The organism is Sphingomonas sp. Leaf33 (assembly GCF_001421785.1).
GTDB lineage: Bacteria > Pseudomonadota > Alphaproteobacteria > Sphingomonadales > Sphingomonadaceae > Sphingomonas.
This window is the reverse complement of sequence record NZ_LMLB01000001.1, coordinates 2,217,184-2,242,796: the sequence shown is the minus strand read 5'-3', so window position 1 is coordinate 2,242,796 and position 25,613 is coordinate 2,217,184. Positions and strand designations below refer to the sequence as shown.

At 67.4% G+C, this 25,613-nt stretch carries 31 protein-coding genes; 24 read left to right on the top strand and 7 right to left on the bottom strand.

Going from position 1 to position 25,613, the window contains the following annotated elements:
- Positions 1-55: 55 nt before the first annotated feature.
- From ASE86_RS11010 to aroQ, 5 genes are all read right to left on the bottom strand, one after another.
- A complete protein-coding gene (locus ASE86_RS11010; RefSeq protein ID WP_056427053.1) occupies positions 56-376 on the bottom strand; it encodes an arsenate reductase family protein in 321 nt (106 codons plus the stop codon).
- Positions 373-900: a hypothetical protein gene (locus ASE86_RS11005; protein WP_056425895.1), complete on the bottom strand. Its 528-nt coding sequence runs from the start codon at positions 898-900 to the stop codon at positions 373-375. The genes ASE86_RS11010 and ASE86_RS11005 overlap by 4 nt, the downstream gene beginning before the upstream one ends.
- On the bottom strand, positions 876-2,228 hold the full coding sequence (gene accC / locus ASE86_RS11000; protein ID WP_056425892.1) for an acetyl-CoA carboxylase biotin carboxylase subunit: 1,353 nt from the start codon (positions 2,226-2,228) through the stop codon (positions 876-878). The genes ASE86_RS11005 and accC overlap by 25 nt, the downstream gene beginning before the upstream one ends.
- A 174-nt stretch (positions 2,229-2,402) precedes the next feature.
- Entirely contained in the window at positions 2,403-2,894 is a 492-nt protein-coding gene (accB, locus tag ASE86_RS10995) for an acetyl-CoA carboxylase biotin carboxyl carrier protein (RefSeq protein WP_056425890.1), read from the bottom strand.
- A 45-nt stretch (positions 2,895-2,939) separates the two neighbouring features.
- Entirely contained in the window at positions 2,940-3,374 is a 435-nt protein-coding gene (gene aroQ, locus ASE86_RS10990) for a type II 3-dehydroquinate dehydratase (RefSeq protein WP_056425887.1), read from the bottom strand.
- 199 nt (positions 3,375-3,573) lie between these two features.
- On the opposite strand from aroQ, the gene thiS reads away from it, so the two are divergent.
- The 9 genes from thiS to ASE86_RS10945 all read left to right on the top strand — a co-directional run bounded on the left by thiS (position 3,574) and on the right by ASE86_RS10945 (position 10,980).
- On the top strand, positions 3,574-4,572 hold the full coding sequence (thiS, locus tag ASE86_RS10985) for a sulfur carrier protein ThiS (protein WP_056425882.1): 999 nt from the start codon (positions 3,574-3,576) through the stop codon (positions 4,570-4,572).
- A 74-nt stretch (positions 4,573-4,646) separates the two neighbouring features.
- The gene (locus ASE86_RS10980) at positions 4,647-4,835 is read left to right on the top strand and encodes a CsbD family protein (protein ID WP_056425880.1); all 189 of its coding nucleotides are present in this window, start codon (positions 4,647-4,649) and stop codon (positions 4,833-4,835) included.
- 104 nt (positions 4,836-4,939) lie between these two features.
- Positions 4,940-5,632 carry a VIT family protein gene (locus tag ASE86_RS10975; RefSeq protein WP_056425877.1) on the top strand — a complete coding sequence of 231 codons (693 nt, stop codon included), beginning with the start codon at positions 4,940-4,942 and terminating at the stop codon, positions 5,630-5,632.
- A 92-nt stretch (positions 5,633-5,724) separates the two neighbouring features.
- On the top strand, positions 5,725-6,432 hold the full coding sequence (locus ASE86_RS10970) for a CoA transferase subunit A (RefSeq protein WP_056427051.1): 708 nt from the start codon (positions 5,725-5,727) through the stop codon (positions 6,430-6,432).
- Positions 6,429-6,974 (top strand): DUF4440 domain-containing protein, encoded by a 546-nt coding sequence (locus ASE86_RS10965; protein WP_056425874.1) that lies wholly within the window; start codon positions 6,429-6,431, stop codon positions 6,972-6,974. Before ASE86_RS10970 ends, ASE86_RS10965 begins: the two co-directional genes overlap by 4 nt.
- Complete coding sequence (locus ASE86_RS10960) at positions 6,971-8,065, top strand: HAD family acid phosphatase (protein ID WP_235524046.1); 1,095 nt, start codon at positions 6,971-6,973, stop codon at positions 8,063-8,065. The genes ASE86_RS10965 and ASE86_RS10960 overlap by 4 nt, the downstream gene beginning before the upstream one ends.
- A gap of 112 nt (positions 8,066-8,177) precedes the next feature.
- On the top strand, positions 8,178-8,813 hold the full coding sequence (locus tag ASE86_RS10955; protein WP_056425871.1) for a 3-oxoacid CoA-transferase subunit B: 636 nt from the start codon (positions 8,178-8,180) through the stop codon (positions 8,811-8,813).
- On the top strand, positions 8,813-10,279 hold the full coding sequence (locus ASE86_RS10950) for a S41 family peptidase (protein WP_235524088.1): 1,467 nt from the start codon (positions 8,813-8,815) through the stop codon (positions 10,277-10,279). The genes ASE86_RS10955 and ASE86_RS10950 overlap by 1 nt, the downstream gene beginning before the upstream one ends.
- Entirely contained in the window at positions 10,276-10,980 is a 705-nt protein-coding gene (locus ASE86_RS10945; RefSeq protein ID WP_056427042.1) for a glutathione S-transferase family protein, read from the top strand. Before ASE86_RS10950 ends, ASE86_RS10945 begins: the two co-directional genes overlap by 4 nt.
- Here ASE86_RS10945 and ASE86_RS10940 read toward each other — a convergent pair.
- The gene (locus tag ASE86_RS10940) at positions 10,947-12,194 is read right to left on the bottom strand and encodes an MFS transporter (protein WP_235524045.1); all 1,248 of its coding nucleotides are present in this window, start codon (positions 12,192-12,194) and stop codon (positions 10,947-10,949) included. The two genes, ASE86_RS10945 and ASE86_RS10940, sit on opposite strands and share 34 nt — an antisense overlap.
- Positions 12,195-12,347: 153 nt before the next feature.
- Here ASE86_RS10940 and leuC point away from each other — a divergent pair, with 153 nt between their 5' ends.
- From leuC to ASE86_RS10925, 3 genes are read left to right on the top strand one after another with little or no spacing between them, the layout of a single operon-like run.
- Positions 12,348-13,805, top strand: a complete 1,458-nt coding sequence (gene leuC, locus ASE86_RS10935) for a 3-isopropylmalate dehydratase large subunit (RefSeq protein WP_056425868.1) — start codon at positions 12,348-12,350, stop codon at positions 13,803-13,805.
- The gene (leuD, locus tag ASE86_RS10930) at positions 13,798-14,412 is read left to right on the top strand and encodes a 3-isopropylmalate dehydratase small subunit (RefSeq protein WP_056425865.1); all 615 of its coding nucleotides are present in this window, start codon (positions 13,798-13,800) and stop codon (positions 14,410-14,412) included. The genes leuC and leuD overlap by 8 nt, the downstream gene beginning before the upstream one ends.
- Positions 14,393-15,394: an NADPH:quinone oxidoreductase family protein gene (locus ASE86_RS10925; protein ID WP_200911504.1), complete on the top strand. Its 1,002-nt coding sequence runs from the start codon at positions 14,393-14,395 to the stop codon at positions 15,392-15,394. Before leuD ends, ASE86_RS10925 begins: the two co-directional genes overlap by 20 nt.
- 175 nt (positions 15,395-15,569) lie before the next feature.
- On the opposite strand, the gene ASE86_RS16010 is transcribed toward ASE86_RS10925, so the two are convergent.
- Positions 15,570-15,974 (bottom strand): hypothetical protein, encoded by a 405-nt coding sequence (locus ASE86_RS16010; protein WP_156347099.1) that lies wholly within the window; start codon positions 15,972-15,974, stop codon positions 15,570-15,572.
- A gap of 120 nt (positions 15,975-16,094) precedes the next feature.
- Between ASE86_RS16010 and ASE86_RS10915 the strand changes: the two genes are divergently transcribed.
- The 12 genes from ASE86_RS10915 (at position 16,095) to ASE86_RS10860 (ending at position 25,604) form a co-directional block, all read left to right on the top strand.
- Positions 16,095-16,421, top strand: coding sequence for a DUF1476 domain-containing protein (locus ASE86_RS10915; RefSeq protein WP_056425859.1), 327 nt, complete (start codon positions 16,095-16,097; stop codon positions 16,419-16,421).
- Positions 16,422-16,426: 5 nt separating this feature from the next.
- Positions 16,427-16,657, top strand: coding sequence for a BolA/IbaG family iron-sulfur metabolism protein (locus ASE86_RS10910; protein ID WP_056425856.1), 231 nt, complete (start codon positions 16,427-16,429; stop codon positions 16,655-16,657).
- A 279-nt stretch (positions 16,658-16,936) separates the two neighbouring features.
- Positions 16,937-17,269, top strand: a complete 333-nt coding sequence (gene grxD / locus ASE86_RS10905; RefSeq protein ID WP_056425853.1) for a Grx4 family monothiol glutaredoxin — start codon at positions 16,937-16,939, stop codon at positions 17,267-17,269.
- Between the two features lie 510 nt (positions 17,270-17,779).
- Positions 17,780-18,148, top strand: coding sequence for a BlaI/MecI/CopY family transcriptional regulator (locus tag ASE86_RS10900; protein ID WP_056425851.1), 369 nt, complete (start codon positions 17,780-17,782; stop codon positions 18,146-18,148).
- Positions 18,145-19,833: a M56 family metallopeptidase gene (locus ASE86_RS10895; protein WP_056425848.1), complete on the top strand. Its 1,689-nt coding sequence runs from the start codon at positions 18,145-18,147 to the stop codon at positions 19,831-19,833. Before ASE86_RS10900 ends, ASE86_RS10895 begins: the two co-directional genes overlap by 4 nt.
- Before the next feature lie 199 nt (positions 19,834-20,032).
- Positions 20,033-20,884, top strand: a complete 852-nt coding sequence (locus ASE86_RS10890; protein WP_056425844.1) for an MBL fold metallo-hydrolase — start codon at positions 20,033-20,035, stop codon at positions 20,882-20,884.
- The gene (locus tag ASE86_RS10885; protein WP_056425841.1) at positions 20,869-21,579 is read left to right on the top strand and encodes a DUF4230 domain-containing protein; all 711 of its coding nucleotides are present in this window, start codon (positions 20,869-20,871) and stop codon (positions 21,577-21,579) included. Before ASE86_RS10890 ends, ASE86_RS10885 begins: the two co-directional genes overlap by 16 nt.
- Before the next feature lie 75 nt (positions 21,580-21,654).
- Positions 21,655-22,395: a hypothetical protein gene (locus ASE86_RS10880; protein ID WP_056425839.1), complete on the top strand. Its 741-nt coding sequence runs from the start codon at positions 21,655-21,657 to the stop codon at positions 22,393-22,395.
- A 31-nt stretch (positions 22,396-22,426) separates the two neighbouring features.
- Positions 22,427-23,434 carry a quinolinate synthase NadA gene (nadA, locus tag ASE86_RS10875; RefSeq protein WP_056425837.1) on the top strand — a complete coding sequence of 336 codons (1,008 nt, stop codon included), beginning with the start codon at positions 22,427-22,429 and terminating at the stop codon, positions 23,432-23,434.
- Between the two features lie 118 nt (positions 23,435-23,552).
- On the top strand, positions 23,553-24,395 hold the full coding sequence (gene nadC / locus ASE86_RS10870) for a carboxylating nicotinate-nucleotide diphosphorylase (protein WP_235524044.1): 843 nt from the start codon (positions 23,553-23,555) through the stop codon (positions 24,393-24,395).
- Positions 24,396-24,459: 64 nt separating this feature from the next.
- Positions 24,460-24,891 carry a hypothetical protein gene (locus tag ASE86_RS10865; RefSeq protein ID WP_056425832.1) on the top strand — a complete coding sequence of 144 codons (432 nt, stop codon included), beginning with the start codon at positions 24,460-24,462 and terminating at the stop codon, positions 24,889-24,891.
- On the top strand, positions 24,888-25,604 hold the full coding sequence (locus tag ASE86_RS10860) for a ribonuclease T2 family protein (protein ID WP_056425827.1): 717 nt from the start codon (positions 24,888-24,890) through the stop codon (positions 25,602-25,604). The genes ASE86_RS10865 and ASE86_RS10860 overlap by 4 nt, the downstream gene beginning before the upstream one ends.
- The last annotated feature ends 9 nt before the right edge of the window (positions 25,605-25,613 follow it).

Below are 25,613 nucleotides of genomic sequence, written 5' to 3'. Positions count from 1 at the left end.
GCGCGGGTCGCCTGCTCGATCCGCCAGCAGGTTTCACCGGGGACGAGCAGATCGGTCACAGGATTTCCTTTACGCGTTCGGGCGGACGGCCGAGCCGCACGCCCCTGTCGGTTTCGACGAGCGGCCGTTCGATGGTGGCAGGATCGCTAGCCATCAAATCGAGCGCGGCGGCATCGTCGGGCTGTGTCGGTGCGTCCTTGCGCAACGCCTCGCGCGGAGCGATGCCGGCGCGGTCGAGCAGCCGCGCGAGTTCGGCGCGCGACGGCGGCGCTTTCAGATACTCGACGATCGTGACGTCGGCACCCGCTGCGGTCAGGATCGCCAGCGTCTCGCGCGATTTCGAACAGCGCGGGTTGTGCCAGATCGTCGCCTTCACCGCGCTTTCCCCGTGCGCCATTCGGTCAGCGCCGCGCGATACGTGTCCGAGCTTTTCAGGCGGGCCATGTAGCGGATCGGCCGCCTGCTCGACCACGGCAGTTCACCACCGGCAAACCCGCCACGCGCGCCGCAATAGGACTGGCAGCCGCCGTTATTGTCGGTGAACGACAGTTTCGCGCCCCTGCGCCGCAGCGTCATGACGCAAGCGCCGCCCGTGACGCCCGACGCAGGCTCGCGATAGATAATCGAAGCACGCTCGGCCGCCGCAACGCCGCTCAACGAACAGCTATGCCCGTTGAAGAAATTCGTCTCGATGCGAACATAGGCATGGCGCGCGTCGACCGGCACGATCTCGACCACGTCGTCACTCCAGTAGGTATCGCCATCGACGGTCCCGTTCTGGAAATGCTGCGAATAGCGCCCGGCGAGCGCGCGCACGGGATCGGGCGCCGCCGGCCCCGCCGCCAGCAACAGCGGCGACAGCGCGGCGGCGAGGATCAGGCGTCCTGCTTGGCCAGCCACTCTTCGAGCCATTTGATCGTATACGCCCCCTCCTGGAACTCGGGGTCGTCGAGCAGTGCCTGGTGCAGCGGGATCGTGGTGGTGACACCGTCGATCACGAACTCCTCCAGCGCGCGGCGCAGGCGACGCAGCGCGCCCTGGCGGGTGGTGCCGTAGACGATCAGCTTGGCGATCATCGAGTCGTAATAGGGCGGGATCCTGTAGCCTGCATACAGCCCGCTATCGACACGCACGTGCATCCCGCCCGGCGCGTGATAACCCTTCACGAGGCCCGGCGAAGGCGCGAAGGTGCGCGGGTTTTCGGCATTGATGCGGCATTCGATCGCGTGGCCGCGGAACACGACGTCTTCCTGGCGCAGGGTCAGCGGCTCGCCCTCGGCGATGCGGATCTGTTCGCGCACCAGGTCGAGGCCGGTGATCGCCTCGGTCACCGGATGCTCGACCTGAAGCCGGGTGTTCATCTCGATGAAGTAGAACTCGCCGTCTTCCCACAGAAATTCGATCGTGCCCGCGCCGCGATAGCCCATGTCTGCCATTGCTTTCGCGCACACGCCGCCGATGCGGGCGCGGTCCTCGGCGCCCAGCACGGGCGACGGGGCCTCCTCCAGCACCTTCTGGTGTCGGCGCTGGAGCGAGCAGTCGCGCTCACCCAAGTGGATGGCGTTGCCGTTGCCGTCGCCGAACACCTGGATCTCGATATGGCGCGGGTTGCCGAGATACTTCTCGATATAGACGGTCGCATCGCCGAACGCGGCCTTCGCCTCGCTGCCGGCCTGCTGCATCAGCGTCTCGAGCTGGTCGGGCGAGGTGCAGACCTTCATTCCGCGCCCGCCGCCGCCCGAGGCTGCCTTAATGATGACCGGATAGCCGACGCGTTCCGCGATCTGCGCCGCTTCCGCCGGATCGCTGATCGCGCCGTCGGAGCCGGGGACGAGCGGCAGGCCGAGCGCACCGGCAGTGCGCTTTGCCTCCACTTTGTCGCCCATCGTGCGGATATGCTCGGGCTTGGGGCCGACGAAGATCAGCCCGTGGCTCTCGACGATCTCGGCGAAGCGCGCGTTTTCGGAGAGGAAGCCGTACCCGGGATGAATCGCGTCCGCGCCCGAGATTTCCGCCGCGGAAATGATGTTCGGGATGTTGAGATAGCTGTCGGCCGCCGACGGCGGGCCGATGCAGATCGCCTCGTCCGCTAGGCGCACGTGCATCGCGTCTGCGTCGGCGGTGGAATGCACCGCGACCGTCTTGATGCCCATTTCATGGCACGCGCGATGGATGCGGAGCGCAATCTCACCACGGTTGGCGATCAGGAGTTTCTGGATTTTTGGCATCAGCGAATGATCCGATCAACCAACCCCGTTCGCCCTGAGCTTGTCGAAGGGCTGCCCTTTTCTTCGTGCCACGTTCTGTGGATCGACGAAGAAGGACAGGGCTTCGACACGCTCAGCCCGAACGGAGTGGGGGAGGGCGTCATGCGCGCCCCGAAAGACATGGTGTGGCGTCGCTCACTCGACGACGACGAGCGGCTGGTCGAATTCGACAGGCTGGCCGCTTTCGACCAGTACCGCCTTGACGGTGCCGGCGCTGGGGGCGGTGATCGGGTTCATGACCTTCATCGCCTCGACGATCAGCAGCGTGTCGCCGGCGGCGACCGACTGGCCGACCGAGACGAAATTCTTCGCCTCCGGATTGGGGGCGAGATAGGCGGTGCCGACCATCGGCGACTTGACCGCATTGGCGCTGGTCGCCGGCGCCGACGCGCCGACTTCGGCGGCAGCGGGTGCGCTCGCAGCGACCGGTGCAGGCGCTGCCATCGGCTGCGGCGCATAGGCCATCTGCGCGGGCGCGGCGGTGACGGTGCGCGCGACGCGCACCTTGCGATCGCCGTCCTCGACCTCGATTTCGGTCAGCTGCGTGTCGTCGAGCACCTGCGCGAGCTGGCGGACGAGTTCGATATCGACGCTCATGCCGCCGGTCCTGTTGGGTGTTTCGCTCATCGGTCCCCTGAACTTTCCTGGCGAATTACAAAGCGCGGGCCTTTGTCAGAACCGCGCGGCGGCGTCCAGCGCCAGCCTATAGGACATCGCGCCGAAACCCGCGACCGTTCCTTTTGCGGCACGCCCGACGAAGCTGACGTGGCGGAATTCCTCGCGCGTGTGCGGGTTCGACAGATGCACCTCGATCACCGGCGTCCTGATCGCCTTAATCGCATCGTGGATGGCGACCGAGGTATGGGTAAACGCGCCCGCATTCAGCAGCACTGCCTTTGCCTCACGCGCCTGCGCCTCGTGCAGCCAGTCGACCAGATGGCCTTCGTGGTTCGACTGGCGCAGGTCGATCTCCATATCGAGAGTGCGGGCGTGATCCTCCAGCATCCCGGCGATGTTGTCGAGCGTGTCCGAGCCGTAGATTTCCGGTTCGCGGGTGCCCAGCAGGTTCAGGTTGGGGCCGTTCAGGACGTAGATCAGGTCGGCCATGGCTCGCTTTCGATTGAACGTAGGCGTTCCGGACCTTAGGTGGTGCGCGACCAACCAAGTCCGTTCGCCCTGAGCTTGTCCAGGCCCCATCGAAGTCATACTTCGATGGAAACCTGGCCGAAGGGCTGTCCTTCTTCTTCCCACCGGGCGGTAGAAGAAGGACAGGGCTTCGACAAGCTCAGCCCGAACGGACTTGGGAATGGCACACAGCGACGGCACCGTCTCGATCACCCTGAATGGCGAACACAAGCGCGTGGCAGCCGGCCTGACCATTGCCGCGCTGGCGGAAAGCCTAGGCTTGGTTCCCGCCAAGCTGGCCGTGGAGCGGAACCTGGAGGTCGTGCCGCGCTCCACGCTCCACGAGGTGATGGTCGAGGATGGGGACGAACTGGAGATCGTGCACTTCGTCGGTGGCGGCGATCATGTCGCCGACGACAGCTGGTCTGTCGCCAGCCGCACATTCCGCTCGCGGCTGATCGTCGGCACCGGCAAGTACAAGGATTTCGAACAGAACGCCGCCGCGGTGGCCGCGTCCGGCGCGGAGATCGTCACCGTCGCCGTGCGCCGCGTCAACGTCAGCGACCCGGGCGCGCCGATGCTGACCGACTATATCGACCCGAAGACGATCACCTACCTGCCCAACACCGCGGGCTGCTTCGATGCCGACAGCGCGATCCGCACCCTGCGCCTCGCGCGCGAGGCCGGCGGCTGGGACCTGGTGAAGCTGGAAGTGCTGGGCGAGGCGCGGACGCTGTACCCGGACATGGTCGAGACGCTCCGCGCCACCGAAGTCCTGGCGAAGGAAGGCTTCAAGCCGATGGTCTATTGCGTCGACGACCCCATCGCCGCCAAGCGGCTGGAGGATGTCGGCGCGGTCGCGATCATGCCGCTGGGCGCGCCGATCGGGTCGGGTCTGGGCATCCAGAACCAGGTGACGATCCGCCTGATCGTCGAAGGCGCGAAGGTTCCGGTGCTGGTCGATGCGGGCGTCGGCACCGCGTCGGATGCAGCCGCGGCGATGGAACTCGGATGCGACGGCGTCCTGATGAACACCGCGATCGCCGAAGCCAGGGATCCGATCCTCATGGCGGCGGCGATGAAGTCGGCGGTCGAGAGCGGGCGGCTTGCCTATCGCGCCGGGCGGATGGCGAAGCGCCGCTACGCCGACCCGTCCAGTCCGCTCGCCGGATTGATTTAGATCGATTCCGCCGGAACGCCCCGGATATCCGCGCGTTGGAACAACAACTTCAACACGATACAGGAGCGACCGACATGGGCGAGATGATCGACAAGGTTAAGGGCACCGTCAACGAAGCGATCGGCAACGCCAAGCAGGCGATGGCCGGCGACGGTCCGGATCGTAACGAGAAGCTGCACGCCGAAGGCGAAGCGCAGGAAGCCAAGGGCGAGGCCCAGAAGGGCGTGGGCTCGGTTAAGGGCGCGCTCGGCGACAAGATCTAAGCCCTCCGGCTTATAGAAAGTTGGGGTCGTCCGGGAAACCGGGCGGCCCTTTTTCTTGTCGGTAAACCGCCTATAGCTCGGATCCGGTCAGGCGAGGGACTTCCATGAAACCGCATCGCGAACGGCATCTCGTGTCTCGTATCGGCTGGCTGCGCGCGTCGGTGCTCGGCGCGAACGACGGCATCGTGTCGACCGCCAGCCTGATCGCCGGCGTCGCAGCGGCGCAGCCCGATCGGTCGGCGATCCTGCTGACGGGAATCGCGGGGATGGTCGCAGGCGCGATGTCGATGGCGGCGGGCGAGTATGTTTCGGTCCGATCGCAGGCGGATACCGAGCGTGCGGACGAGGCGCGCGAGCGGGCGGAACTGGCCGCCGCGCCGGATGCGGAGCGGGCCGAACTCGCCGCGATCTATGTCGCGCGCGGGGTCGAGCCGGACACGGCGGCGGCGGTGGCGACGCGATTGATGGCGCACGACGCGTTGGGCGCGCATCTGCGCGACGAACTGGGCATCCACGAGGCGTTGGTGGCGCGCCCGGTCCAAGCGGCCGCGGCTTCGGCGGCGAGCTTTGCCGCGGGTGCCGCCGTGCCGCTGCTGACGGCCGCGATCCTTCCGCGCGCGACGCTGCTGTGGGGGCTGCCCGGCGTCACTGTCGCGCTGCTGGCGGTCCTGGGTGCGGTCGGCGCGCGTGTCGGTGGAGCGCCCACCGTCCCGGCCGCCGTCCGCGTTGCTTTCTGGGGTGCTGCGGCGATCGCCGTGACGGCTGCGATCGGGCATCTGGCGGGCACCGCGATCTGATCGCCGACCGGCAAGTTGAATGCTGGTTCAACTTGCCTTGACCGACTCCCCTGCAACCCCCTAACGATTGGGAAAATGTCAGGAGGATGCCGATGAAGAAGCTCTACCCGGATGCGGCCGCCGCGCTCGACGGGCTGCTCCACGACGGCATCACGATCTGCGCCGGCGGTTTCGGCCTCTGCGGCATCCCCGAGCGGCTGATCGATGCGATCCAGGCATCGGGGGTCAAGGGCCTGACGATCGCCAGCAACAACGCCGGTATCGACAACGAAGGCCTGGGCAAGCTGCTGCGGAGCCGACAGGTCGCCAAGATGATCTCGTCCTACGTGGGCGAGAACAAGGAATTCGAGCGCCAGTATCTGAGCGGCGAGCTGGAGGTCGAATTCTGCCCGCAGGGGACGCTCGCCGAACGCTGCCGCGCGGGCGGCGCGGGCATTCCGGGCTTCTATACCAAAACCGGCGTCGGCACGCTGGTGGCCGAGGGCAAGGAAGTGAAGACCTTCGACGGAGAGGACTATATCCTGGAGCGCGGCATCCGCGCCGACCTGTCGATCATCAAGGGCTGGAAGGCGGACGAAGCGGGCAACCTGATCTTCCGCAAGACCGCGCGCAACTTCAACCAGCCGATGGCGACCGCCGGCAAGGTCTGCGTGGCGGAGGTCGAGGAGATCGTGCCGGTCGGCAGTATCGACCCCGATCACATCCATCTGCCCGGCATCTATGTGAAGCGGATGATCGTCGGCGCGCCCTACGACAAGAAGATCGAGTTTGTGACGACCCGCCCGCGGGAAGCGGCATGATCCGTCGGGTGCTGGCGGCGATCCTCGCCGTCGCGGGCATATCGGCCGTCGGCGCGCAGGATCGGACGAGGCCTGCGCCGGTACGGATCGCGAACCCCTCTGCCGCACCCGACGATGCTGCGATCGATGTGCTGGTGGGCCGGGTCTACGCCGCGATTTCCGGTCCCGCCGGTCCGCGCGACTGGGACGCGTTCAAGGGGCTGTTCGTCCCCGAGGCGCGGCTGATTCCGGTCAGTGGCACGGCGCCGACGGTGCTCGACATCCAGGGCTATATCGATCGCGCCGGTGCGGCGATGGCCAAGCAGGGCTTCTACGAAAGCGAAGTCGCGCGGCGGGTCGAGCGCTACGGCAACATCGCACACGTCTTCTCGACCTACGAGAGCCGCCATGCGCCGATCGAGGCGCCGTTCGCACGCGGCATCAATTCGTTCCAGCTCGTCAGGACACCCGCCGGCTGGCGCGTCCTGCACATCGTCTGGCAAGGTGAGACACCGACGGCGCCGATTCCCGGCGCCTATCTGGCGAAGACGGACAAGCGATGACTGGACGGATGATGCTGCGTGCCGGAACGATCCTTTCGCTACCCGCGGTGCTGAGCGGCTGCATCGCCGCCGCGGTTATCCCTATCGCGGCATCGTCGTCGGCGATCGTGAAGTCGCGGATGGACGACAAGCGTGCGGCACGCCGCGCCGTCAGGACGGCGGAAGCGGCGCCTGCCGAGGTCAGGCTGGCACAACCTGTGCCCGGCGTGACGTCGCCCGCGTCGTCGCCAGATGGTTCGCAGCCGTCGCCGGCCGCAGCCGCAGCGGTCGCGCAGCGCAGCGGCGTGCCGGAGACGATGCAGTATCTCTACGGATCGGGCGAGGCGGCGGCGAGTTCGGTCCAGGCGTACCGTGCGCTGCAACGCTACCTGAACGACTGGAAGGCCTATGTGAAACCCGGCCAGGCGCGGCAGGTGGTCATTTCGGACAGCGCCTCGCTCGACGCGCCGCAGTTCGAACCGTGCGGGCCAAAGCCGCCCGCGGTTGTCCTGGACATCGACGAGACCGCACTGCTCAATCTCGGCTACGAAGGCGATGCCGCCCGCCGCGGCGACGGCTATGACGAGGGCCGCTGGCGCCGGTGGGAAGAAAGCGGCACGCGCAACGTAGCGGCGGTCCCCGGTGCCAAGATGGCGCTGGATGCCGCCCGTGCGGCGGGCATTGCGGTCATCTTCAATTCGAACCGTACGCGCGAAACCGCGGCGCAGACCGAAGCGGCGCTCACCTACGCCGGGCTGGGGCCGGCCAAGCATGGCTCGACGCTGTGGCTGAAAGGCGATGACGGCGGCGGATCGGGCAAGGACGATCGCCGCTGGGCGATCGCGAGTGGATACTGCGTGATCGCGCTGGTCGGCGACCAGCTGGGCGACTTCAGCGACCTGTTCAACGACCCGAAGCTGTCGCCCGCGACGCGCCGGGCGCTGGCGAACGTGCCCGCGATCGCCAACCTGTGGGGCAACGGCTGGTTCGTCCTGCCCAACCCGGTCTACGGCACCGCGCTGAAGGGCGGGTTCGACGATGTGTTCCCGGCCGATACGCGCTGGAGCGATCCCGGGACCGTCGCGGGACCCGTGACGACGTCGGTCAAATGATCGGCCCGCAACCAGGCAGTCCGGGACGACGGCGGCCCGCCCGCAGACGCTTCGGCACGGGGCGCGCCCACGTCGCGCCCGTCATCACGATACAGGAAGGAAGTTTGAACTGATGCCCTGGGACCGGAACCAGATGGCTGCACGCGCGGCAAAGGAACTGCGCGACGGCTTCTACGTCAACCTCGGCATCGGCATCCCGACGCTCGTGGCGAACAACATTCCCGATGGCATGACCGTCACGCTGCAGAGCGAGAACGGAATGCTCGGGATCGGGCCGTTCCCGTACGCGGGGGAGGAGGACCCCGACCTGATCAATGCCGGCAAGCAGACGATCAGCGAACTGCCCTCCAGCGTTTATTTCAGCTCGGCCGACAGCTTCGCGATGATCCGCGGCGGGCACATCGACCTGACCGTGCTGGGCGCGATGGAAGTCGCGGAAAACGGCGACATCGCCAACTGGATGATCCCGGGCAAGATGATCAAGGGCATGGGCGGCGCCATGGACCTGGTCGCCGGCGTGAAGAAGATCATCGTCGTGATGGAACACACTTCCAAGAACGGCGACCCGAAGTTCATTCCGACCTGTACGCTGCCGCTGACGGGCAAGAATGTCGTCGACATGATCGTGACCGACCTGGCCGTGTTCCAGCGCCCCGATCATGACAGCCCGTTCCGGCTGATCGAACTGGCACCGGGCGTGACCGCGGACGAGGTCGCGGCGAAGACGACGGCGACGTACGCGGCGTGATGCTGGCCCTGACGCTCGCGCTCCAGGCAGCGGCTCCGGTGACGGCGGTGGTGCCGCGCGACTGGGCGGCGACCACGCGGGCCGATGGTGCAGCGTTCCACGCGCATATCCTGGCCGACCATCCCGGGCCGGTGAATGCGGCCGATCCGGGCTTCGCGGCGCGCGAACGCACGGCCTATGCGGCCTTGCTTGCGCGAGCCGCGCGGGTTCGCGATTTTGCAGGCTATCTGTGGGCGATGCGCGGATACACCGCCAGCTTCGACGACGGGCACGTCCAGTTCAGCACCCAGCGAGGCTCGCCGCTGCTGACCGCGCAGTGGCCGGGGTTCCTGACCGGGCTGGATGCGCGCGGACGGCAAGTGGTGATGACGCGCGCCGACGATGCCCCGGTTCCGCTGGGGGCCGCGCTTGCAGGATGCGACGGTGTCGCCGCCGATCCGCTGCTCGCGCGCCATGTCGGGGCCTTCACCGGGCGCTGGTCGATGCTGGCGACGCGTCGTTCGCGCGCTGGGCGCCTGTTCCTGGACACCGGCAATCCCTTCATCACGCGTCCGGCCACGTGCCGCTTTAGCGTTGCAGGTAAAGTGCGGACGATCGCGCTCACGTGGCGGCCGCTGGTCGATCCGGAATGGTCGCAGCGCCTGGCCGACACCACTCGCGCCGCACCGATCACGACCGGTGCGCGGACGCTGGCCGATGGCACGCGCTGGTTTGCTATCGCGTCGTTCGACAGCAATCCCGAAGGGCCGGTCGCCAAGGCGTTGAACCCGATGATCGCGACGATGCGTGCCGACCGCGCCGCGCTGCTGGCGGCCCCACGCATCGTCTTCGATCTGCGCAGCAACGGTGGCGGATCGTCGCAGTGGTCGAACGACATGGCCAAGATATTGTGGGGTGAGGCGGCAGTCACAAAGGCGGACAGCGTGCCGACCTATGTCGAATGGCGCGTCTCGCCGGACAATCTGGCGACGATTCGCGGCTACCGCGATGCGTGGGCGCAGTCGAAGGACGCGTCGCCCGATGCGCTGGCCTGGGCGCGACGTAACGCCTATGGTCTGGCCGCCGCGCAGGCGAAGGGCTTGTCGCTGTGGCGTGGAGACGATGGCGCGACGGATGCACCGCAGGCGACGCCCGCCGCGATCACCGGGCCCACGCACCCGGTTTATGTCCTGACCGATGCCGCGTGCGCGTCGGCCTGTCTCGATGCGGTCGATCTGTGGACGGCGCTCGGCGCGATCCCGATCGGGCAAGAGACGAGCGGCGATACCTTGTACATGGAGGTCGGCGACCGCACGCTGCCCAGTGGCCTCGCCAACGTGGGCATTCCGATGAAGGTCTATCGCGGCCGCGTGCGCGGCAGCAACCAGCCGGTGCGCCCGCGCTATCCCTACACCGGCGATATGCGCGATACCGCCGCGTTGGAGCGATGGGTGGCGACGCTGCCGGGCGGGGCGGCGCGTCGATGAGCTATCAGCTGATCACCGCCAACCGCAACTATTCCAGCTGGTCGCTGCGACCGTGGGTGCTGATGACGGCGCTCGGCATTCCCTTCGACGATCGGATCGAGCCGTTCGCGACACTCGACAATCACGACGCGTTCCGCGCGTTCTCGCCGACGGGCCAGGTCCCGGTGCTGATCGATGGCGACCAGACGGTGTGGGACTCGCTCGGCATCGTGATGTATCTCGCCGACCGGCACGAAGGCGTCTGGCCCGACGAGGGCGCGGCGCGCACCTGGGCGATGTGTGCGGTCGCCGAGATGCACGGCGGTTTCGGCGCGCTGCGGGGCGAGCGGACGATGACCGTGGGGCAGCGGATCGCCCCGACCGCGGAATCGCCCGCACTCGCACGGAATATCGCGCGGCTGCGGGTGCTCTGGAACGAGGGTCTTGAGCGGTTCGGCGGGCCCTGGCTGGCCGGCGCCGCCTTCACCGCGGTGGACGCGTTCTACTCACCCGTAGCCTACCGCGTGCGCACCTATGGCATCGATGTCGGCGCGGCCGGCGCACGCTGGGTCGACACGATCCTGGCGCATCCGGCGATGCAGGCGTGGGAACGGGCGGCGCTTGCCGAAACCTTCCGCGAGGATGGCCATGAGGCCGAGGCGAACGCGGTCGGCACGGTGACCGCGGACTACCGCGCGGTTTCGGGCACCCGCCAGGCATAGAGCGCAAGGCCCAGCGCCGCGATCCCGGCAAGCACGAGGAACGCGGTGTCGTAGCCGCCCCAGACGATCAGGGCGCCGGCGATCGTCGGGCTCAGCGCGCCGCCCAGCCCCTGCACCGTCGCGACCGCGCCCTGCGCGACGTTGAACCGGCCGCTGCCGCGCGTGACCGCGGCGATGACGACCGGGAAGAGCGCGCCGAAGATGCCGGCACCGACGCCGTCGATCAGCTGGACGGTCAGCAGCCAGGCGGGGGCGTCAGACAGGGTGTAGAGCACGCCGCGCAGCGCCAGCACCGCGAAGCCGACCAGGAAGATCGGCTTGTGCCCCCAGGCATCCGCCTTGCGCCCGACGACGATCGCGACGGGCACCATGACCAGTTGCGCGCCGGCGATGCACGCCGCCATCAGCGAAGTGGCCTGGCCGGCGCCGACTTCGCGCCCCAGCAATTGCCCGACCGACGGCAGCATCGCCGCATTCGACAGATGGAAGATGAAGGCGCAGGCAGCGAAGATGCCGAGCGCGGGCGTATGCGTCAGCGTCTGCAGGATCGACGGCGGTGGGCCGTCCGCCTCTTCCTCCTCGTCCCCGCATCCGCGCGCGACGGCGTGGTCGATCGCCTTTGGATCGATCCGCAGGATGGCGCCGATGCTCAACACCGCAAGCGCAGCCATTAGGTAGAAGACGGCAACCGGCCCGAAATACCAGGCCGTCGCGCCCGCGATCACCGCGGCGACCGCGTTGCCGGCATGGTTGAACGCTTCGTTGCGACCGACCCGCCGGGTGAAGCCGCGCGGGCCGACGATGCCGAGCGAGATGGCGGTCAGGCCGGGGGCGAACACCGTGCCGGCGACCGCGGCAAGCGATTGGCTGGCGATCACCGGTCCGAACCCGCTGACGAAGGGCAGGGCGAGAGAGCCGACCGTGACGGCCACCGCGGCAATGACCAGGATCGTGCGCTTGGCGCGGATCTTGTCGATCAGCGCGCCGGCCGGCGTCGTCATCAGCAATCCGGCGATGCCGGCGATGGTCAGCACCAGCCCGACCGTCGCCTCGTTCCAGCCGCGCTCGGGGCCGCGTACTGCGATCAGGTAGATGGCGAGGTAGGGGCCCAGTCCGTCGCGGACATCCGCCAGGAACAGATTGGCGGCATCCAGCGCGCGCTCGCTGCGGCGGCGCGCATCGTGGCGGTCGGGGGAAAGCGAATGGGCGTGCACGCTGGGCTTCCCCGGATGCGAGGTATCGAGCGCTGCAACGTCCGCACGAGGCGGTTGTTGCGCGCAGCTCATAATTTCGATCAACGCCAACCCGACACAAAATTACGCGCAGGGTTGCATCTGCATATCATTTGTCTAACGCCGCCACCCATCATGGCCAGCAGACCCCTCACGCTCTACGAAAAGATCTGGGCTGACCACGTCGTCGAACGCCGCGACGACGGGACGTGCCTGATCTACATCGACCGGCACCTCGTTCATGAGGTCACCAGCCCGCAGGCGTTTGCCGGCCTAAAGGCCGCTGGGCGCCGCGTGCGCCGGCCGGACCTGACGCTGGCAGTGCCGGACCACAATCTGCCGACCAGCCCGCGCGTCGATGCCGCAGGTCGTGCTTCGCCGATCGCGGACCCGGAAAGCGCCAAGCAATTGGCCGCGCTGCGCCAGAACGTCGCCGACTTCGGTGTGCCCTACATCGACGCGCTCGCGGCCGAACAGGGCATCGTCCATGTCGTCGGGCCGGAACAGGGCTTCACGCTGCCGGGCACGACGCTGGTGTGCGGTGACAGCCACACGTCCGCGCACGGGGCGCTCGGCGCGTTGGCGTTCGGGATCGGTACGTCGGAGGTCGAGCATGTGCTGGCGACGCAGACGTTGCTGCTGAAACAGTCGAAGACGATGGAAATCCGCGTCGACGGATCGCTCGGCTTCGGGGTCAGTCCGAAGGATGTGGTACTGGCGATCATCGGCCGCATCGGTGCGGCGGGCGGGACGGGCTATGTCGTCGAATATACCGGCGAGGTGATCCGCGCGATGTCGGTCGAGGGGCGGCTAACCGTCAGCAACATGTCGATCGAGGGCGGCGCGCGCGCCGGGCTGGTCGCGCCCGACGAGACGACCTTTGCGTATCTCAAGGGCCGGCCGATGGCGCCGGATGGCGATAGCTGGGGCAAGGCCGTCGCCTATTGGCGGACGCTGCCGAGCGATCCTGCGGCGGCCTATGACGCCGTCGTAAAGCTGGACGCGACCGACATCGCACCGTCGCTGACGTGGGGGACGAGCCCCGAGGACGTCGTGCCGATCACCGGCAGCGTCCCCGATCCCGACAGCTTCGCCGACCCATCAAAGCGCGTCGCCGCGCGCAAGTCGCTCGACTATATGGGGTTGGAGCCCGGCACGCGGATGCAGGACGTTGCCGTACAAAATGTCTTCATCGGCAGTTGCACCAACAGCCGGATCGAGGACCTTCGCGCTGCTGCCGCGGTCGCCAGTGGGCGGCACGTCGCGGATGGCGTGCGCGCGCTGGTCGTGCCTGGATCGGGGCTGGTCAAACGCCAGGCCGAGCGCGAGGGGCTCGATCGCGTCTTTACCGAGGCCGGTTTCGAGTGGCGTGAGCCGGGCTGTTCGATGTGCCTGGCGATGAACCCCGACAAGGTGCCGCCGGGCGAGCGCTGCGCGTCGACGAGCAACCGCAACTTCGTCGGGCGGCAGGGGCCGGGCGCGCGCACCCACCTGCTCAGTCCCGCGATGGCGGCGGCGGCGGCGGTGACCGGGCGTCTGGCCGATGTCCGCGATCTGATGGGCCGTGACTTGGTGGGAGCGTCCGATGGCTGATCCGATCACGCAGGTTTCGGGCCGCGCCTACCCGTGGGGTGCGAAGAACATCGACACCGACATCATCATCCCGGCGCACTGGCTGAAGACCACGACGCGCGACGGGCTGGGCAAGGGGGCGTTCGAGACGGTCCGCGCGGTCGAGGGCAATGTCTTCGACGACCCGCGCTACGCCGGCGGCCCGGTGCTGATCGCCGGCGACAATTTCGGCTGCGGGTCGAGTCGTGAGCACGCCGCCTGGGCGCTCGCCGATCTGGGTATCCGGGCGGTGATCGCGCCGAGCTTCTCCGACATCTTCTCGGGCAACGCGTTCAAGAACGGCATCGTGCCCGTCGTACTGTCGCAGGCGGCGGTCGATCGGCTGGTCGAGGCCGCGCAGGATGGCGAGGTGACCGTCGACCTGGAGACGATGACCGTCACGACGAGCTATCAGGACCGCTTCGACTTCGCGCTGGACCCGTTCCGCCGCGATTGTCTGATGCAGGGGCTGGACGAAATCGGCCTGACGCTGGCACAAGATACCGCGATTTCGAAATTCGAATCCGCGGACGCCGAGCATCGCCCGTGGATCAGCGGGAGAGCTAGACATGAAGGCGTTGCTGTCTGAGGCCATCGGCGGACCCGAAACACTGAAATTGTCGGACCTGCCCGATCCTGTCGCGGGCGCAGGCCAGGTCGTCGTTGCCGTTCATGCCTGCGCGATCAACTATCCCGACGTCCTGATCATCGAGGACAAATACCAGTTCAAGCCGCAACGTCCCTTCGCACCGGGCGGCGAGATCGCCGGGGTGATCGAGAGCGTCGGCGATGGCGTGACGGGCTGGTCGCCGGGCGACCGTGTCGTCGCGGTGATCGGCCACGGCGGCCTGAGCGAAAAGGTCGCGGTCCCGGCAGGTGCGCTGTATCGGCTACCGGAGGGGCGGGACTTCGCGGACGGGGCAGGGCTACTGCTGACCTATGCGACCACGATCCATGCGTTGCTCGATCGCGGGCGGTTGCAGGCAGGCCAGTCGCTGCTTGTACTGGGCGCGGCGGGCGGTGTCGGGCTGGCGGCGATCGAGCTGGGCAAGGCCTATGGTGCTCGCGTCGTCGCGGCGGTGTCGTCGGACGAAAAGGCAGCGGCCGCGCGGAGTGCGGGCGCGGACGAGACGATCGTCTATGGCCGCGCGCCGTTCGACAAGGACCAGTCGAAGGCGCTGGCCGAGCAGTTCAAGGCCGCAGGCAGCAAGGGCGGCTTCGACGTGATCTACGATCCTGTCGGCGGCGACTATGCCGAACCGGCACTGCGATCGATAGCGTGGGAAGGCCGCTATCTGGTCGTCGGCTTCCCCGCGGGTATCCCGAAGCTGCCGCTCAACCTCACCCTGCTCAAGAGCTGCGACGTGTGCGGCGTGTTCTGGGGCGCGTTTGCCGCGCGCGATCCGCAAGCGAACGCGGCGCATGTCGCGACGCTGTTCGAGCTTTGGGCCGCGGGGAGGATCGCCCCGCGCGTGACCGAGCGGTTTGCCTTTGCCGATGGCGGCCAGGCGATCGCCAAGATGGCGGCGCGCGGCGCGATCGGGAAGCTGGTGGTCGAGGTCGGGGGCTGACCCCGCGGATGCTCGGGTGCTCCGGAGCACAATGACAGGCTTGGTCAGTTGCTTCCCTCACCCCGTTCGCCGTGAGCTTGTCGAAGGGCTGCTCTTCTGCGTACTTGATGAATTGCGGCACGAAGAGAAAGGCAGTGCTTCGACAGGCTCAGCACGAACGGGGTTAGGTTAGTCCTTACTTCGCCGGAGTCGCGGGCGCTGCCGGAGTCGCCGGTGCCGCACGCTTCTGGCGGATCGCTTCGGCGATCTGCGTGCGGGCCTGGGCCATGCCGTCCTCGAGCTGCTTGCGGCCCATTGCCTGGTACTCGGCCGGGACCGTGACGAGCATCGCTTCGACCGCGCCGCGCAGCGCGGTTTCCTGGGGCTTGCAGGCGGCCAGCGCGCTGTCGGCGCCCTGCTCGGGCGTCATTGTTGCGGGCACCGCCGCGGCCTTAGGGCCGATACAGGCGGAAAAGGCCTGCGATGCCGTCTGGATCGCCTGCGCTCCGGCGGGTGCGGCCGAAGGGGCGGGCGGCGCCGTCGGGGCGGCTGGCATGGTCGCCTGGGCAAGAGCGAACACGAGAATCGAAACAACGGCCATGATGGTCTCTCCAATGGAAGCCCACGCCTACCAGCGGGCGCGGGTGCTGTCATCGGGCGAACCGTTGCGCTCCCCCCGCCGCCGCCCTATCTCGGCCACCAAGACAGCAAGGGGCGATGCATGACGACGTTCGACGACCGGGAACGCGCTTTCGAAGCGAAATTCGCGCGGGACGAGGAAATGACGTTTCGCGTCATCGCTCGCCGCAACCGGCTGGTCGGTCAGTGGGCCGCCGAAAAGATGGGCCTGACTCCGGAAGAAACCGACGCCTATGCCAAGGCCGTCGTCCAAGCCGATTTCGAGGAAGCCGGTGACGAGGACGTCATCCGCAAGGTCGTCGGCGACCTGACGGCTGCTGCCGTCGATGACGTCGACGAAGCGCGCGTCCGCAAGGCGCTGGAAGACGCGCTGGTCGAGGCGCGCCGCCAGTTGCTGGAGTCGATGTAACCGTCATGCCGATGGCCGCCGAAGACATCGAGACGCTGATCCGTGCCGGCATCCCCGACGCGACCGTCGAGATCACCGATCTGGCCGGCGACGGCGATCATTATGCCGCGCGCGTGACGGCCGAGAGTTTCAGGGGCAAGTCCCGGCTTCAGCAACAGCGCGCCGTGTATGCCGCGCTCGGCGAGCGGATGGGGGGCGTGCTCCACGCGCTGCAACTCACCACTGCCGTTCCATAGGGTCTTTACTCAGTCAGGACGGGGTCGTGACGGAGCCGGTTCTGGTTCAGGGCAAGAAGCGAGGAGCGGAGCGATGCCATTGGATCATGACTGACGAGCGACGCAGCCCTGCGCCGAAATCGGCCCGCCGCTTCGCGGGCGCCCGCACGAAGGCGCTGGACGGCGTCCCTTGCTTGCAGGTAGCGCCGCTACCTGCTGCGCTGCGCTCCTTGCCAGCGCCTTCGTGCGGGCGATCACGATCCCCGTCCTGACTGAGTACAGACCCTTAGGAGTAGAGCAATGACCGACCAGACCCAGGCCCGCATCGGCGATCTCGTGAACGGATCGGACGTGCTGCTGTTCATGAAGGGCACGCCGATGTTCCCGCAGTGCGGCTTCTCCAGCCGCGCCATCGCGATCCTCCAGCACCTGGGCGTCGAATTCGATTCGGTCGACGTTCTGCAGGACCAGGAGGTCCGGCAGGGCATAAAGCAGTTCAGCGACTGGCCGACGATCCCGCAGCTTTACGTGAAGGGCGAATTCGTCGGCGGTTCGGACATCATGATGGAGATGTACGAGAGCGGCGAGCTGAAGGGGCTGCTCGAAGACAAGGGCGTCGCGCACGCCGCGTAAGTCGGCGCGAATCGTAGCGTTTCGGGCGGGCTCGGCATCTTTCCGGATGTCGGGCCCGCTGTCGTTTCCGGGGGCCTTCACCTGTTTGCCCTTAAGCTGGTCGAACGGCTGCCATTCTTCGTACGGAACGGTTCGCGGTTCGAAGAAAGACAGTGCTTCGACAAGCTCGGCACGTATGGGTGGCGCGGGGGGATTTGAAGAGCCGGGTGCGGGCGGGTCGTCGCGGTGGAGACCGTGGGGGAAGATGACGAACCCGCCCTGCTGAAGCGTCGAACGCTCGGCTGTCTTCCATGATGCAGAGCGTGTGCCAGAACGCCGCAACCCGGCTTTTCAGCGCCGCGCGATGGTTGGCAGCTCTTAACCACCTGTGCGGGCTGTAAGAAAAACCGACGCATTCAGAACTGATCGAGCTCTTTTCGCCTCGCCGACCATTCATCCGCCGTTCAGCCCCTTGACTACAGACGTAATCAAATCGATTACAGGCGTAGTCGGTTGAGGGAGCGACAGGTCGTGACAGAACGTATCAGCGATGCCGAACATGCCGTGATGGAAGTCCTGTGGGACGAATCGCCGCTCAGCGCTCAGGATGTCGCCGAACGCGTCGCGCCCGATCGCGGGTGGAGCGCGAATACGGTCAAGACCTTGCTCGGCCGCCTGCTCGCGAAGAACGTCGTCAGCCACCAGGAAGACGGCCGCCGCTACCTCTACCGCCCTGAAGTCGCGCGCGACGTCTACGTCACCGGCGAGTCGCGCCGGCTGATGGACCGGCTGTTCGGCGGCAAGCTGACCCCGCTGGTCGCGCATCTCGCCGACCAGGACGAACTGACCGCGCAGGACATCGCCGAGATCGAGGCTCTGCTGAAGGAGCTGAAGGCGTGATCGTCTGGGCCGTGGAGACGCTGGTCGCGACAACGCTCCTGATGGTGCTGGTTCTCGCAATCCGCACACCTGTGCGCCGCAGCGTCGGTCCGCAAGTGGCTTATGCGCTGTGGGCGATCCCCGTTTTGCGCATGATCCTGCCGCCACTGCCCGAAGCCTGGCGCGGCAGTGCGTTGCCGACGATGCCGGTGCCGGAGGATATCATCCTCTATCTCGGTACGCCCGTGGCGACGTTGCCGGCGGAACCGGCGAGCGGGATCGGCTGGCCGACAGTGATGCTCGGTCTGTGGATCGCCGGTGCGATCGGCTTCGCACTCTACCACCTGATCGCGCACAGCCGGTTTTGTGCCCGCGTGCAGCGAACCGCGCGCCGCAGCGCAATCGTCGCGGCAGGCAACGTCCGTGTGATCGAAACCGACGCTGCTGCGGGCCCGCTCGCGTTCGGGGTGTTGCGCAAGTTCGTCGCCTTCCCGCGTGATTTCGCCGAACGCTACGACCCGCTGGAGCGCGACCTCGCCCTGGCGCACGAGCTGGGCCATCACGCCCGCGGCGACCTGATCGCCAACTGGGTCGCGCTCGCCATGCTGGCGCTCCACTGGTTCAATCCGGTCGCCTGGCGGGCGTTCCGCGCCTTTCGCGCCGACCAGGAAATGGCGTGCGACGCGCTCGTCCTCGCCGGTCGCGCCCGCGAACTGCGCGCCGCCTATGGCCGCGCCATCGTCAAGTCCGCGCATGGCGGAGCGGTATCGGCCGCCTGCCACCTGCACACGATCAACGAACTCAAAGGGAGGTTGAAGATGTTGACCAGGCACGAGAAGATCACTGCCCGCAAGCGGCTGGCCGGGGGCAGCGCGATCGGCGCGATCCTGCTGACGGGGATGGCGATGACCGCATCGGGTACGCACGCGACCGAGACGGTGCGCACGAAGGTGGAGGATGCGACCGGCGTCGACCTCGCCAGCATCGAACTGCCGCCGCTGCCGGCACTGCCGACCCAGGCCGCTTCCCAGACGTCACCCGCACCGCAGGCTCTGCCGACGCCGCCGCTGCCGCCGGAAAAGCTCGACGGGACGAGCAGGAAGCGTGTCCACATCGTGACCCGCGACAAGGACGGCGCCGTGCGCGAATATAGCGGCGAGGGTGACGACGCGTCGCTGCTCGCCGATCGTGGCGAACCGCGGGGCGTTTTCACGATCCGCACCAAGGACGGCAAGCCGTTCGTGTGGACCGGCAAGGACGGCGACATGCCGCCCGAGATGCGCGCGCAGATGGAACGGATGCGCGCCGAGCTGAAGAATATGCCTCAGGTCACCTCGCGCAATTGTAGCGACGGCGAAGGGCCGGGCTCGACCGTCATCAACCGCAAGGACGGCGACAAGCAGGTCACGATCATCTGCACCAATCGGATCGAGCGCATGGCCAGCGTCGCCCAGAGCGGCGCGATGAAGGCGCAGCGCGAGGCGATGGCGGCCAACCGTGCCGCGATGCGCGCCAATGGCGAGGCGATGCGCATCCACGGCAATACGCTCTTCATCCAGCGCTCGGCCGAGGCGTCGGCACTCGCCAGTCTGCAGATGGCGAAGCGCACTATCGAAGGTAACGCGTCGATGTCCCCCGATGCGAAGGCCAAGGCGCTCGACGGAATCAACGACGCGATCCGCGAACTCGACGCCAAGAAGGACTGACCGCGAGCACACGCTGCCGTCGGGCTGGATCAGGCCCCTGATCGGGACACGCAGCTTGGGAGGGTTGCTCCCGGCGGTAGCTACGCGGACAGGGCGGGGCCGGCGTATCGCGTACGTCGGCCCCGTTTTCGCATCCATTACGCATCGCGCCGATTGCCAGAGCTTGCCCCGACCGCCGGCAACCGCCATCTGCACCGGCATGACCGCAGCGCCCGACGAGCTCGAATCCGGCATCGTGCGCCTGACCGCGAACAATCCATCGGCGTTCACCAAGGACGGCACGCAGAGCTACATCGTCGGCACGACCGACGTCGCTGTGATCGACCCCGGCTCGGCGGGCGACGGCGAGCACCTGGCGTCGCTGCTGGCCGCGATCGGTGCGCGACCGCTCCGGGCGATCCTGGTCACCCACACCCACCGCGACCACAGCCCGCTTGCGCGCGACCTGAAGGCGGCGACCGGTGCGCCGATCGTCGGCTGCGCGCCGCTGGCGCTTGCCGACGACGGCGCCCCGCGCGCGGATGCGTCGTTCGACCACGACTATGTCCCCGACCGCGTGCTGGCGGACGGAGAGGATGTGTCGGGCGACGGCTGGACGCTTCGCGCGGTTGCGACGCCGGGCCACACTTCCAACCACCTCTGCTTCGCGCTGGCTGAAACGAAGGCGCTGTTCAGCGGCGATCATGTGATGGGCTGGTCGACCAGCATCGTCTCGCCGCCCGATGGCGACATGGGCGATTACATGGCGAGCCTCGACAAACTGCTCGGTCGCGACGATCGGATCTACTACCCCGGCCACGGCGATCCGGTGACGAACCCGCAGCGGCTGGTCCGCGGGATGATGGGCCACCGCAAGAGCCGCGAGGGCGCGATCCTGCGGCTGCTGGGGCGTGCGCCGAGCGACACGGTCGCGATGGTTCAGGCGATGTATTCGGGCATCGATCCGCGCTTGCATCCGGCCGCCGAGCGATCGGTGCTCGCGCATCTGTTCGACCTGCGCCGCCGCGGGCTCGTGACCGGCAAGGAGGGCGGCCGATGGGCGATCGCCTGAGCCCGAAGCAATTGATCGGGGCCGTGCTTGCGCTGGCCTTGATGATCGTTGCGGCGTTCGTCGGCAAGGCACTCTACGACCGGGTGTCCGACAGCTATGTCGTCGAGCGCAAGGACGACGGCAGTGCCGTGACGAAGGTCGTTCGCGCGACCTTTACCCCTGCGTCGAGCCTGAAGGTCGGGGCGCTGAGCGGCAACGTCCAGGCGACTGCATCCGATACGCGGCTGGCCGGGGTCCTGACCAGCGACCGGGTGGTGAAAGCGCCGTTCTCGGTCGATTATTTTGTCGACGTGTCGCGCCTGCGCGAGCGCGATTATCGCTACGATCCCGACACGCGCACGCTGGTGATCGACGCGCCCGACATCACGCTGGGTGCGGTGAACGTCGATGAGGCGCGCCGGACGCTCAGCGAGACGCGCGGCCTGTTCGTGACGCGCGGGGCGATGGACAAGCTCGACCAGCGCGTGTCCGCCGCCGCCCAGGCATCGGCCGAGGCGGAGGCGAAGAAGCCCGAACGCATCGCCCAGGCCCGCGACAACGCCCGCCGCGCACTGGCGCAATTGCTGACCGGCCCCCTGGAGGCAGCCGGCGTCGCCGATCCGCGGATCGTGGTGACGTTTCCCCATGAGCGTGTCGGTGCCCAGGACTGGGACCGCACGCGGACGGTCGAGCAGGTATTGGGCAACGCGCGCTGATCGTGATACCTTCCCCTCGTCAGTCATTCGGGGGGATGATCCATGGCCACGGTAGCTGAACGACCTGCGCGGAGGATGTCCGCGGACGATCGTTTTTTCCTCATCAGCGCGATCTTGATGTGCGCCGTCGTGTACGGCGGCTTTTCCTTCCAATTGGCGATGGGGCGATCCAGCTTCGCGGTGCCGCCGCTGGTCCATGCGCACGCGATCGTGTTCATGGGCTGGGTTACGATCTATCTGCTTCAGGCGGCGCTGGCGACCGTCGGGCCGATGCGGTGGCATCGCCTGCTGGGCTGGTTCGCGGCCGCCTGGATGGTGCCGATGATCGTGCTCGGCCCCTGGCTGACCGCCGAGCGCGTGCAGGCGGGGCGGACGCCGTTCTTCTTCGAGCCACAGTATTTCCTGATCGCCAATCCGGTGGGCGTCCTGACCTTTGCCGGCCTGACGATCGCGGCGATCGTGCTGCGCCGTCGATCCGACTGGCATCGCCGGCTGCATATGTGTGGCATGGCGGCACTGCTGGGGCCGGGATTCGGCCGGTTGCTGCCGATGCCGTTCATGATCCCGGTCGCGTTCCAGGCGGCGGTGATCGCCGGGCTGATCTTCCCTGCGGCCGGGATCGTCTATGATCTTCGCAAGCGCGGACGAGTACATCCGGCATGGTGGTGGGGTGTCGGCGCGATCGTGGCGACGTTGTTCCTGGCCGAAGTCATCGCGCGGTCGCCTGTGGGCGACGCCATCTACCGCGCGGTGACGGCGGGCACGCCGGGTGCCGATGTCGCCCCGATGGCGTTCGGAAAGCCGCCCTGGGCTTGATCCGCGTGCCCCATGCGTCCATCTGGCGGCCATGGACGCACGTAACGGCATCGGCGGCTCGCTCACGGGCCTGGACCTCCGCGCAGAGATCGATCGGCTGCGCAAGGAGCGCAACGCGGTCATCCTGGCGCATTATTACCAGAAGCCCGAGATTCAGGACATTGCGGACTTCGTCGGCGACAGTCTGGATCTGAGCCGCAAGGCCGCGGCAACGGATGCCGACGTCATCGCGTTTTGCGGCGTCAAGTTCATGGCCGAAACCGCCAAGATCCTGTCGCCGGACAAGATCGTCGTGCTGCCCGATCTGGCCGCCGGGTGCAGCCTGGAGGACAGCTGCCCGCCCGACCGCTTCGCCGCGTTTCGCGCCGAACACCCCGATCACATCGCGCTGACATACATAAACTGCTCGACCGAGGTGAAGGCGCTGAGCGACGTCATCGTCACGTCGTCGTCGGCGGAAAAAATTCTCGCGCAAATCCCGGCCGACCAGAAGATCATCTTCGGTCCCGACAAGCATCTGGGCGGCTACCTCAGCCGCAAGACCGGACGCGAAATGCTGCTATGGCCGGGCGTCTGCATCGTGCACGAGGCATTCAGCGAGACCGAGTTGCTGAAGCTGAAGGCCCAGCATCCGGACGCCCCCGTCGCCGCGCACCCGGAATGCCCGCCGCACGTTCTGGATCACGCCGACTACGTCGGTTCGACCAGCGGCATCCTGGAATTTGCCAAGACCTTTCCGGGCAACACGCTGATCGTGGCGACCGAACCGCACATCATCCACCAGATGGAAAAGGCGGTGCCGGAGAAAACCTTCATCGGCGCGCCGGGCGCGGACGGCAACTGCAACTGCAATATCTGTCCGTACATGGCACTGAACACGATGGAGAAGCTCTACATCGCGCTACGCGACTTGGAACCGAGGATCGAGATCGAGGAAGGGCTGCGGCTGCGTGCCAAAAAGAGCCTGGACGCGATGCTGTCGATGGCCGGCGCGACGGTCGGGCAGGGCGACCTGGGTCCGGCGGTGAAGGGGGACTGAGCGCTCAAATCGTCATCCCCGCAAAGGCGGGAATCAATTCTGGCTGACCTATCGGTTCCAGCCACACATTCAGCGACTATTGATCCCCGCCTGCGCGGGGATGACGGAGGATAGCATTGTGACGATCCCCGACTTCGACCTCGACGCCTTCGTCGCCGCCACCCTCGCCGAGGACCTCAGTGATGCCGGCGATATCACGTCCACCGCGGTCATCCCCGAAGGCGCCCGCTTCGAAGGCGTCATGGACAGCCGCGACGCGATCACCGTCGCGGGGCTGGAGATCGCCGAGGCGTTCTTCCGTCGCCTCGATGCCGATGTGCAGATCGAGCGCCTGGTCGAGGACGGCGCGCAGGTGTCCGCCGGCACCGACCTGATGCGGCTGTCGGGGAACGCCCGCGGGATGCTGACCGCCGAGCGGTCGGCACTCAACACCGCCCAGCATCTGTCGGGCATCGCTACCCTCACGCGCCAGTATGTCGACAAGATTGCCGGAACCAGCGCGACGTTGCTCGACACGCGCAAAACCATCCCGGGCCTGCGGGTGCTGGAGAAGTACGCGACCCGCATGGGCGGCGCGACCAACCACCGGATGGGGTTGTGGGACGCGGCGATGATCAAGGATAACCACGTCGCGGTCGCCGGGTCGATCGGGGCGGCGGTCGGTCGCGCGGTCGCAGCCGGCATCGCGCGGATCATCGTCGAGGTCGATCGCGTCGATCAGATCGAACCCGCCATCGCCGCGGGTGCGACGCACCTCTTGCTCGACAACATGGACGTGCCGACCCTGCGTGGTGCAGTGACGCTGGTCGGTGGACGCGTGCCGACCGAAGCCTCCGGGGGCGTCCGGCTCGACACCATCCGCGCGATCGCGGAAACCGGCGTGACCTATGTCAGCGTCGGGCGGCTGACCCAGTCGGCACCGGCGGCCGACATCGGCCTGGACTTCACGCCCCTCGACTGAAGCGGGATTGCGGCGCCGGAACGATCCGCTACGCTGACCGGCGAAATTGGGGAAGGGGACGGGGATGATCCGGCCGAAGTCGATTCAGCAGTTCGAGATTCTGTATCTGGTGGCGTTCCTGCTCGGCCTGGTGTCGACGTGGCAGAGTTGGTCGGCGCAGTCGACGATGCTGGCCAACAGCGTCGGTCGCGACAGTGGTCCGATGCTGTCCTACGCCGCGATCGCGTTGCGTGCGGCGGTCGCGCTCGCGCTGTGGTATTTCGTTGCGCGCAAACGCAGCGTGATCGCCAAGTGGATCGTCGCGGCCTGCGCGCTGTGGGGGGCGATCCTGCTCGTGATGGTCGTGCTGGGCCTGCTGAGCGGCGCCACCGCTCCGGCGATCGGCGTCGTCGCCATCCTCCAGAACCTGCTCTACATCGCTGCCGCCGGGATGCTGTTCCGCCCGGACGCCAGGGGCTGGTTCGGCGAGACCACGCGTGTGGAAATCGGCGAATGATCGGGCGCATCCTGCTGACGCTGGCCGCCGTCGCCGCACCCAGCGTCGCTGCCGCCCAGGCCTATGTCTGTCGGGTACCCGAACGGATCGAGGCGCCGCGCGCCGACCTGCCGACTTTGCAGCAGCCGCGCCGCGTGCTGCCGATCGGCGGCTATACGCTCGCCGTCACCTGGGCACCGCAATATTGCCGCGACAGTGGCGACCGGGCATCCTCGCAATTCCAGTGCGGCAGCGGCAACCGCTTCGGCTTCACGCTCCACGGCCTGTGGCCCGACGGCAAGGGCAAGGATTGGCCGCAATATTGCACGTCGGCGCCGATCCTCGATGCAGGCGAGATCCGCCGCAACCTGTGCGCGACGCCATCGGCGCAGCTGCTCCAGCACGAATACGCCAAGCACGGCACCTGCATGGGCGTGGCACCGCGCGAGTATTTCGGTCGGGCGACCGCGCTCTATGGACGCGTGCGCTATCCCGACATGATGGCGCTGTCGCGTCGACCGGGGCTGACCGCGGGGCAGCTCGCCACCGCGATCGCACGCGCGAACCGCGGCATGACCGCAAACATGATGCGGATCACCGCGACGCGGCAGGGCTGGCTGGACGAAGTGTGGATCTGCCTCAACACGCGCTTCGCCTATGCGCCATGCCCCGCGCACCAGGGCGGCCTAAAACCGTCGCAGCGGGTCAGGATCTGGCGCGGCGGGCGCGGATAGCGGAACGCG

Bases quoted from the DNA above. Each gene is read 5' to 3' on its own strand.
- ASE86_RS10950 (WP_235524088.1), top strand. From the start codon at position 8,813: ATGCTGGCCCTGACGCTCGCGCTCCAGGCAGCGGCTCCGGTGACGGCG.
- accB (WP_056425890.1), bottom strand. From the start codon at position 2,894: ATGAGCGAAACACCCAACAGGACCGGCGGCATGAGCGTCGATATCGAA.
- nadA (WP_056425837.1), top strand. From the start codon at position 22,427: ATGGACGCACGTAACGGCATCGGCGGCTCGCTCACGGGCCTGGACCTC.
- ASE86_RS10860 (WP_056425827.1), top strand. From the start codon at position 24,888: ATGATCGGGCGCATCCTGCTGACGCTGGCCGCCGTCGCCGCACCCAGC.
- accC (WP_056425892.1), bottom strand. From the start codon at position 2,228: ATGCCAAAAATCCAGAAACTCCTGATCGCCAACCGTGGTGAGATTGCG.
- ASE86_RS10885 (WP_056425841.1), top strand. From the start codon at position 20,869: ATGGGCGATCGCCTGAGCCCGAAGCAATTGATCGGGGCCGTGCTTGCG.
- ASE86_RS10915 (WP_056425859.1), top strand. From the start codon at position 16,095: ATGACGACGTTCGACGACCGGGAACGCGCTTTCGAAGCGAAATTCGCG.
- ASE86_RS10980 (WP_056425880.1), top strand. From the start codon at position 4,647: ATGGGCGAGATGATCGACAAGGTTAAGGGCACCGTCAACGAAGCGATC.
- leuD (WP_056425865.1), top strand. From the start codon at position 13,798: ATGGCTGATCCGATCACGCAGGTTTCGGGCCGCGCCTACCCGTGGGGT.
- aroQ (WP_056425887.1), bottom strand. From the start codon at position 3,374: ATGGCCGACCTGATCTACGTCCTGAACGGCCCCAACCTGAACCTGCTG.
- thiS (WP_056425882.1), top strand. From the start codon at position 3,574: ATGGCACACAGCGACGGCACCGTCTCGATCACCCTGAATGGCGAACAC.
- ASE86_RS10880 (WP_056425839.1), top strand. From the start codon at position 21,655: ATGTCCGCGGACGATCGTTTTTTCCTCATCAGCGCGATCTTGATGTGC.
- ASE86_RS10890 (WP_056425844.1), top strand. From the start codon at position 20,033: ATGACCGCAGCGCCCGACGAGCTCGAATCCGGCATCGTGCGCCTGACC.
- ASE86_RS10955 (WP_056425871.1), top strand. From the start codon at position 8,178: ATGCCCTGGGACCGGAACCAGATGGCTGCACGCGCGGCAAAGGAACTG.
- ASE86_RS10925 (WP_200911504.1), top strand. From the start codon at position 14,393: ATGAAGGCGTTGCTGTCTGAGGCCATCGGCGGACCCGAAACACTGAAA.
- ASE86_RS10975 (WP_056425877.1), top strand. From the start codon at position 4,940: ATGAAACCGCATCGCGAACGGCATCTCGTGTCTCGTATCGGCTGGCTG.
- leuC (WP_056425868.1), top strand. From the start codon at position 12,348: ATGGCCAGCAGACCCCTCACGCTCTACGAAAAGATCTGGGCTGACCAC.
- ASE86_RS16010 (WP_156347099.1), bottom strand. From the start codon at position 15,974: ATGGCCGTTGTTTCGATTCTCGTGTTCGCTCTTGCCCAGGCGACCATG.
- ASE86_RS10965 (WP_056425874.1), top strand. From the start codon at position 6,429: ATGATCCGTCGGGTGCTGGCGGCGATCCTCGCCGTCGCGGGCATATCG.
- ASE86_RS10970 (WP_056427051.1), top strand. From the start codon at position 5,725: ATGAAGAAGCTCTACCCGGATGCGGCCGCCGCGCTCGACGGGCTGCTC.
- ASE86_RS10945 (WP_056427042.1), top strand. From the start codon at position 10,276: ATGAGCTATCAGCTGATCACCGCCAACCGCAACTATTCCAGCTGGTCG.
- ASE86_RS10910 (WP_056425856.1), top strand. From the start codon at position 16,427: ATGCCGATGGCCGCCGAAGACATCGAGACGCTGATCCGTGCCGGCATC.
- ASE86_RS10960 (WP_235524046.1), top strand. From the start codon at position 6,971: ATGACTGGACGGATGATGCTGCGTGCCGGAACGATCCTTTCGCTACCC.
- ASE86_RS10865 (WP_056425832.1), top strand. From the start codon at position 24,460: ATGATCCGGCCGAAGTCGATTCAGCAGTTCGAGATTCTGTATCTGGTG.
- grxD (WP_056425853.1), top strand. From the start codon at position 16,937: ATGACCGACCAGACCCAGGCCCGCATCGGCGATCTCGTGAACGGATCG.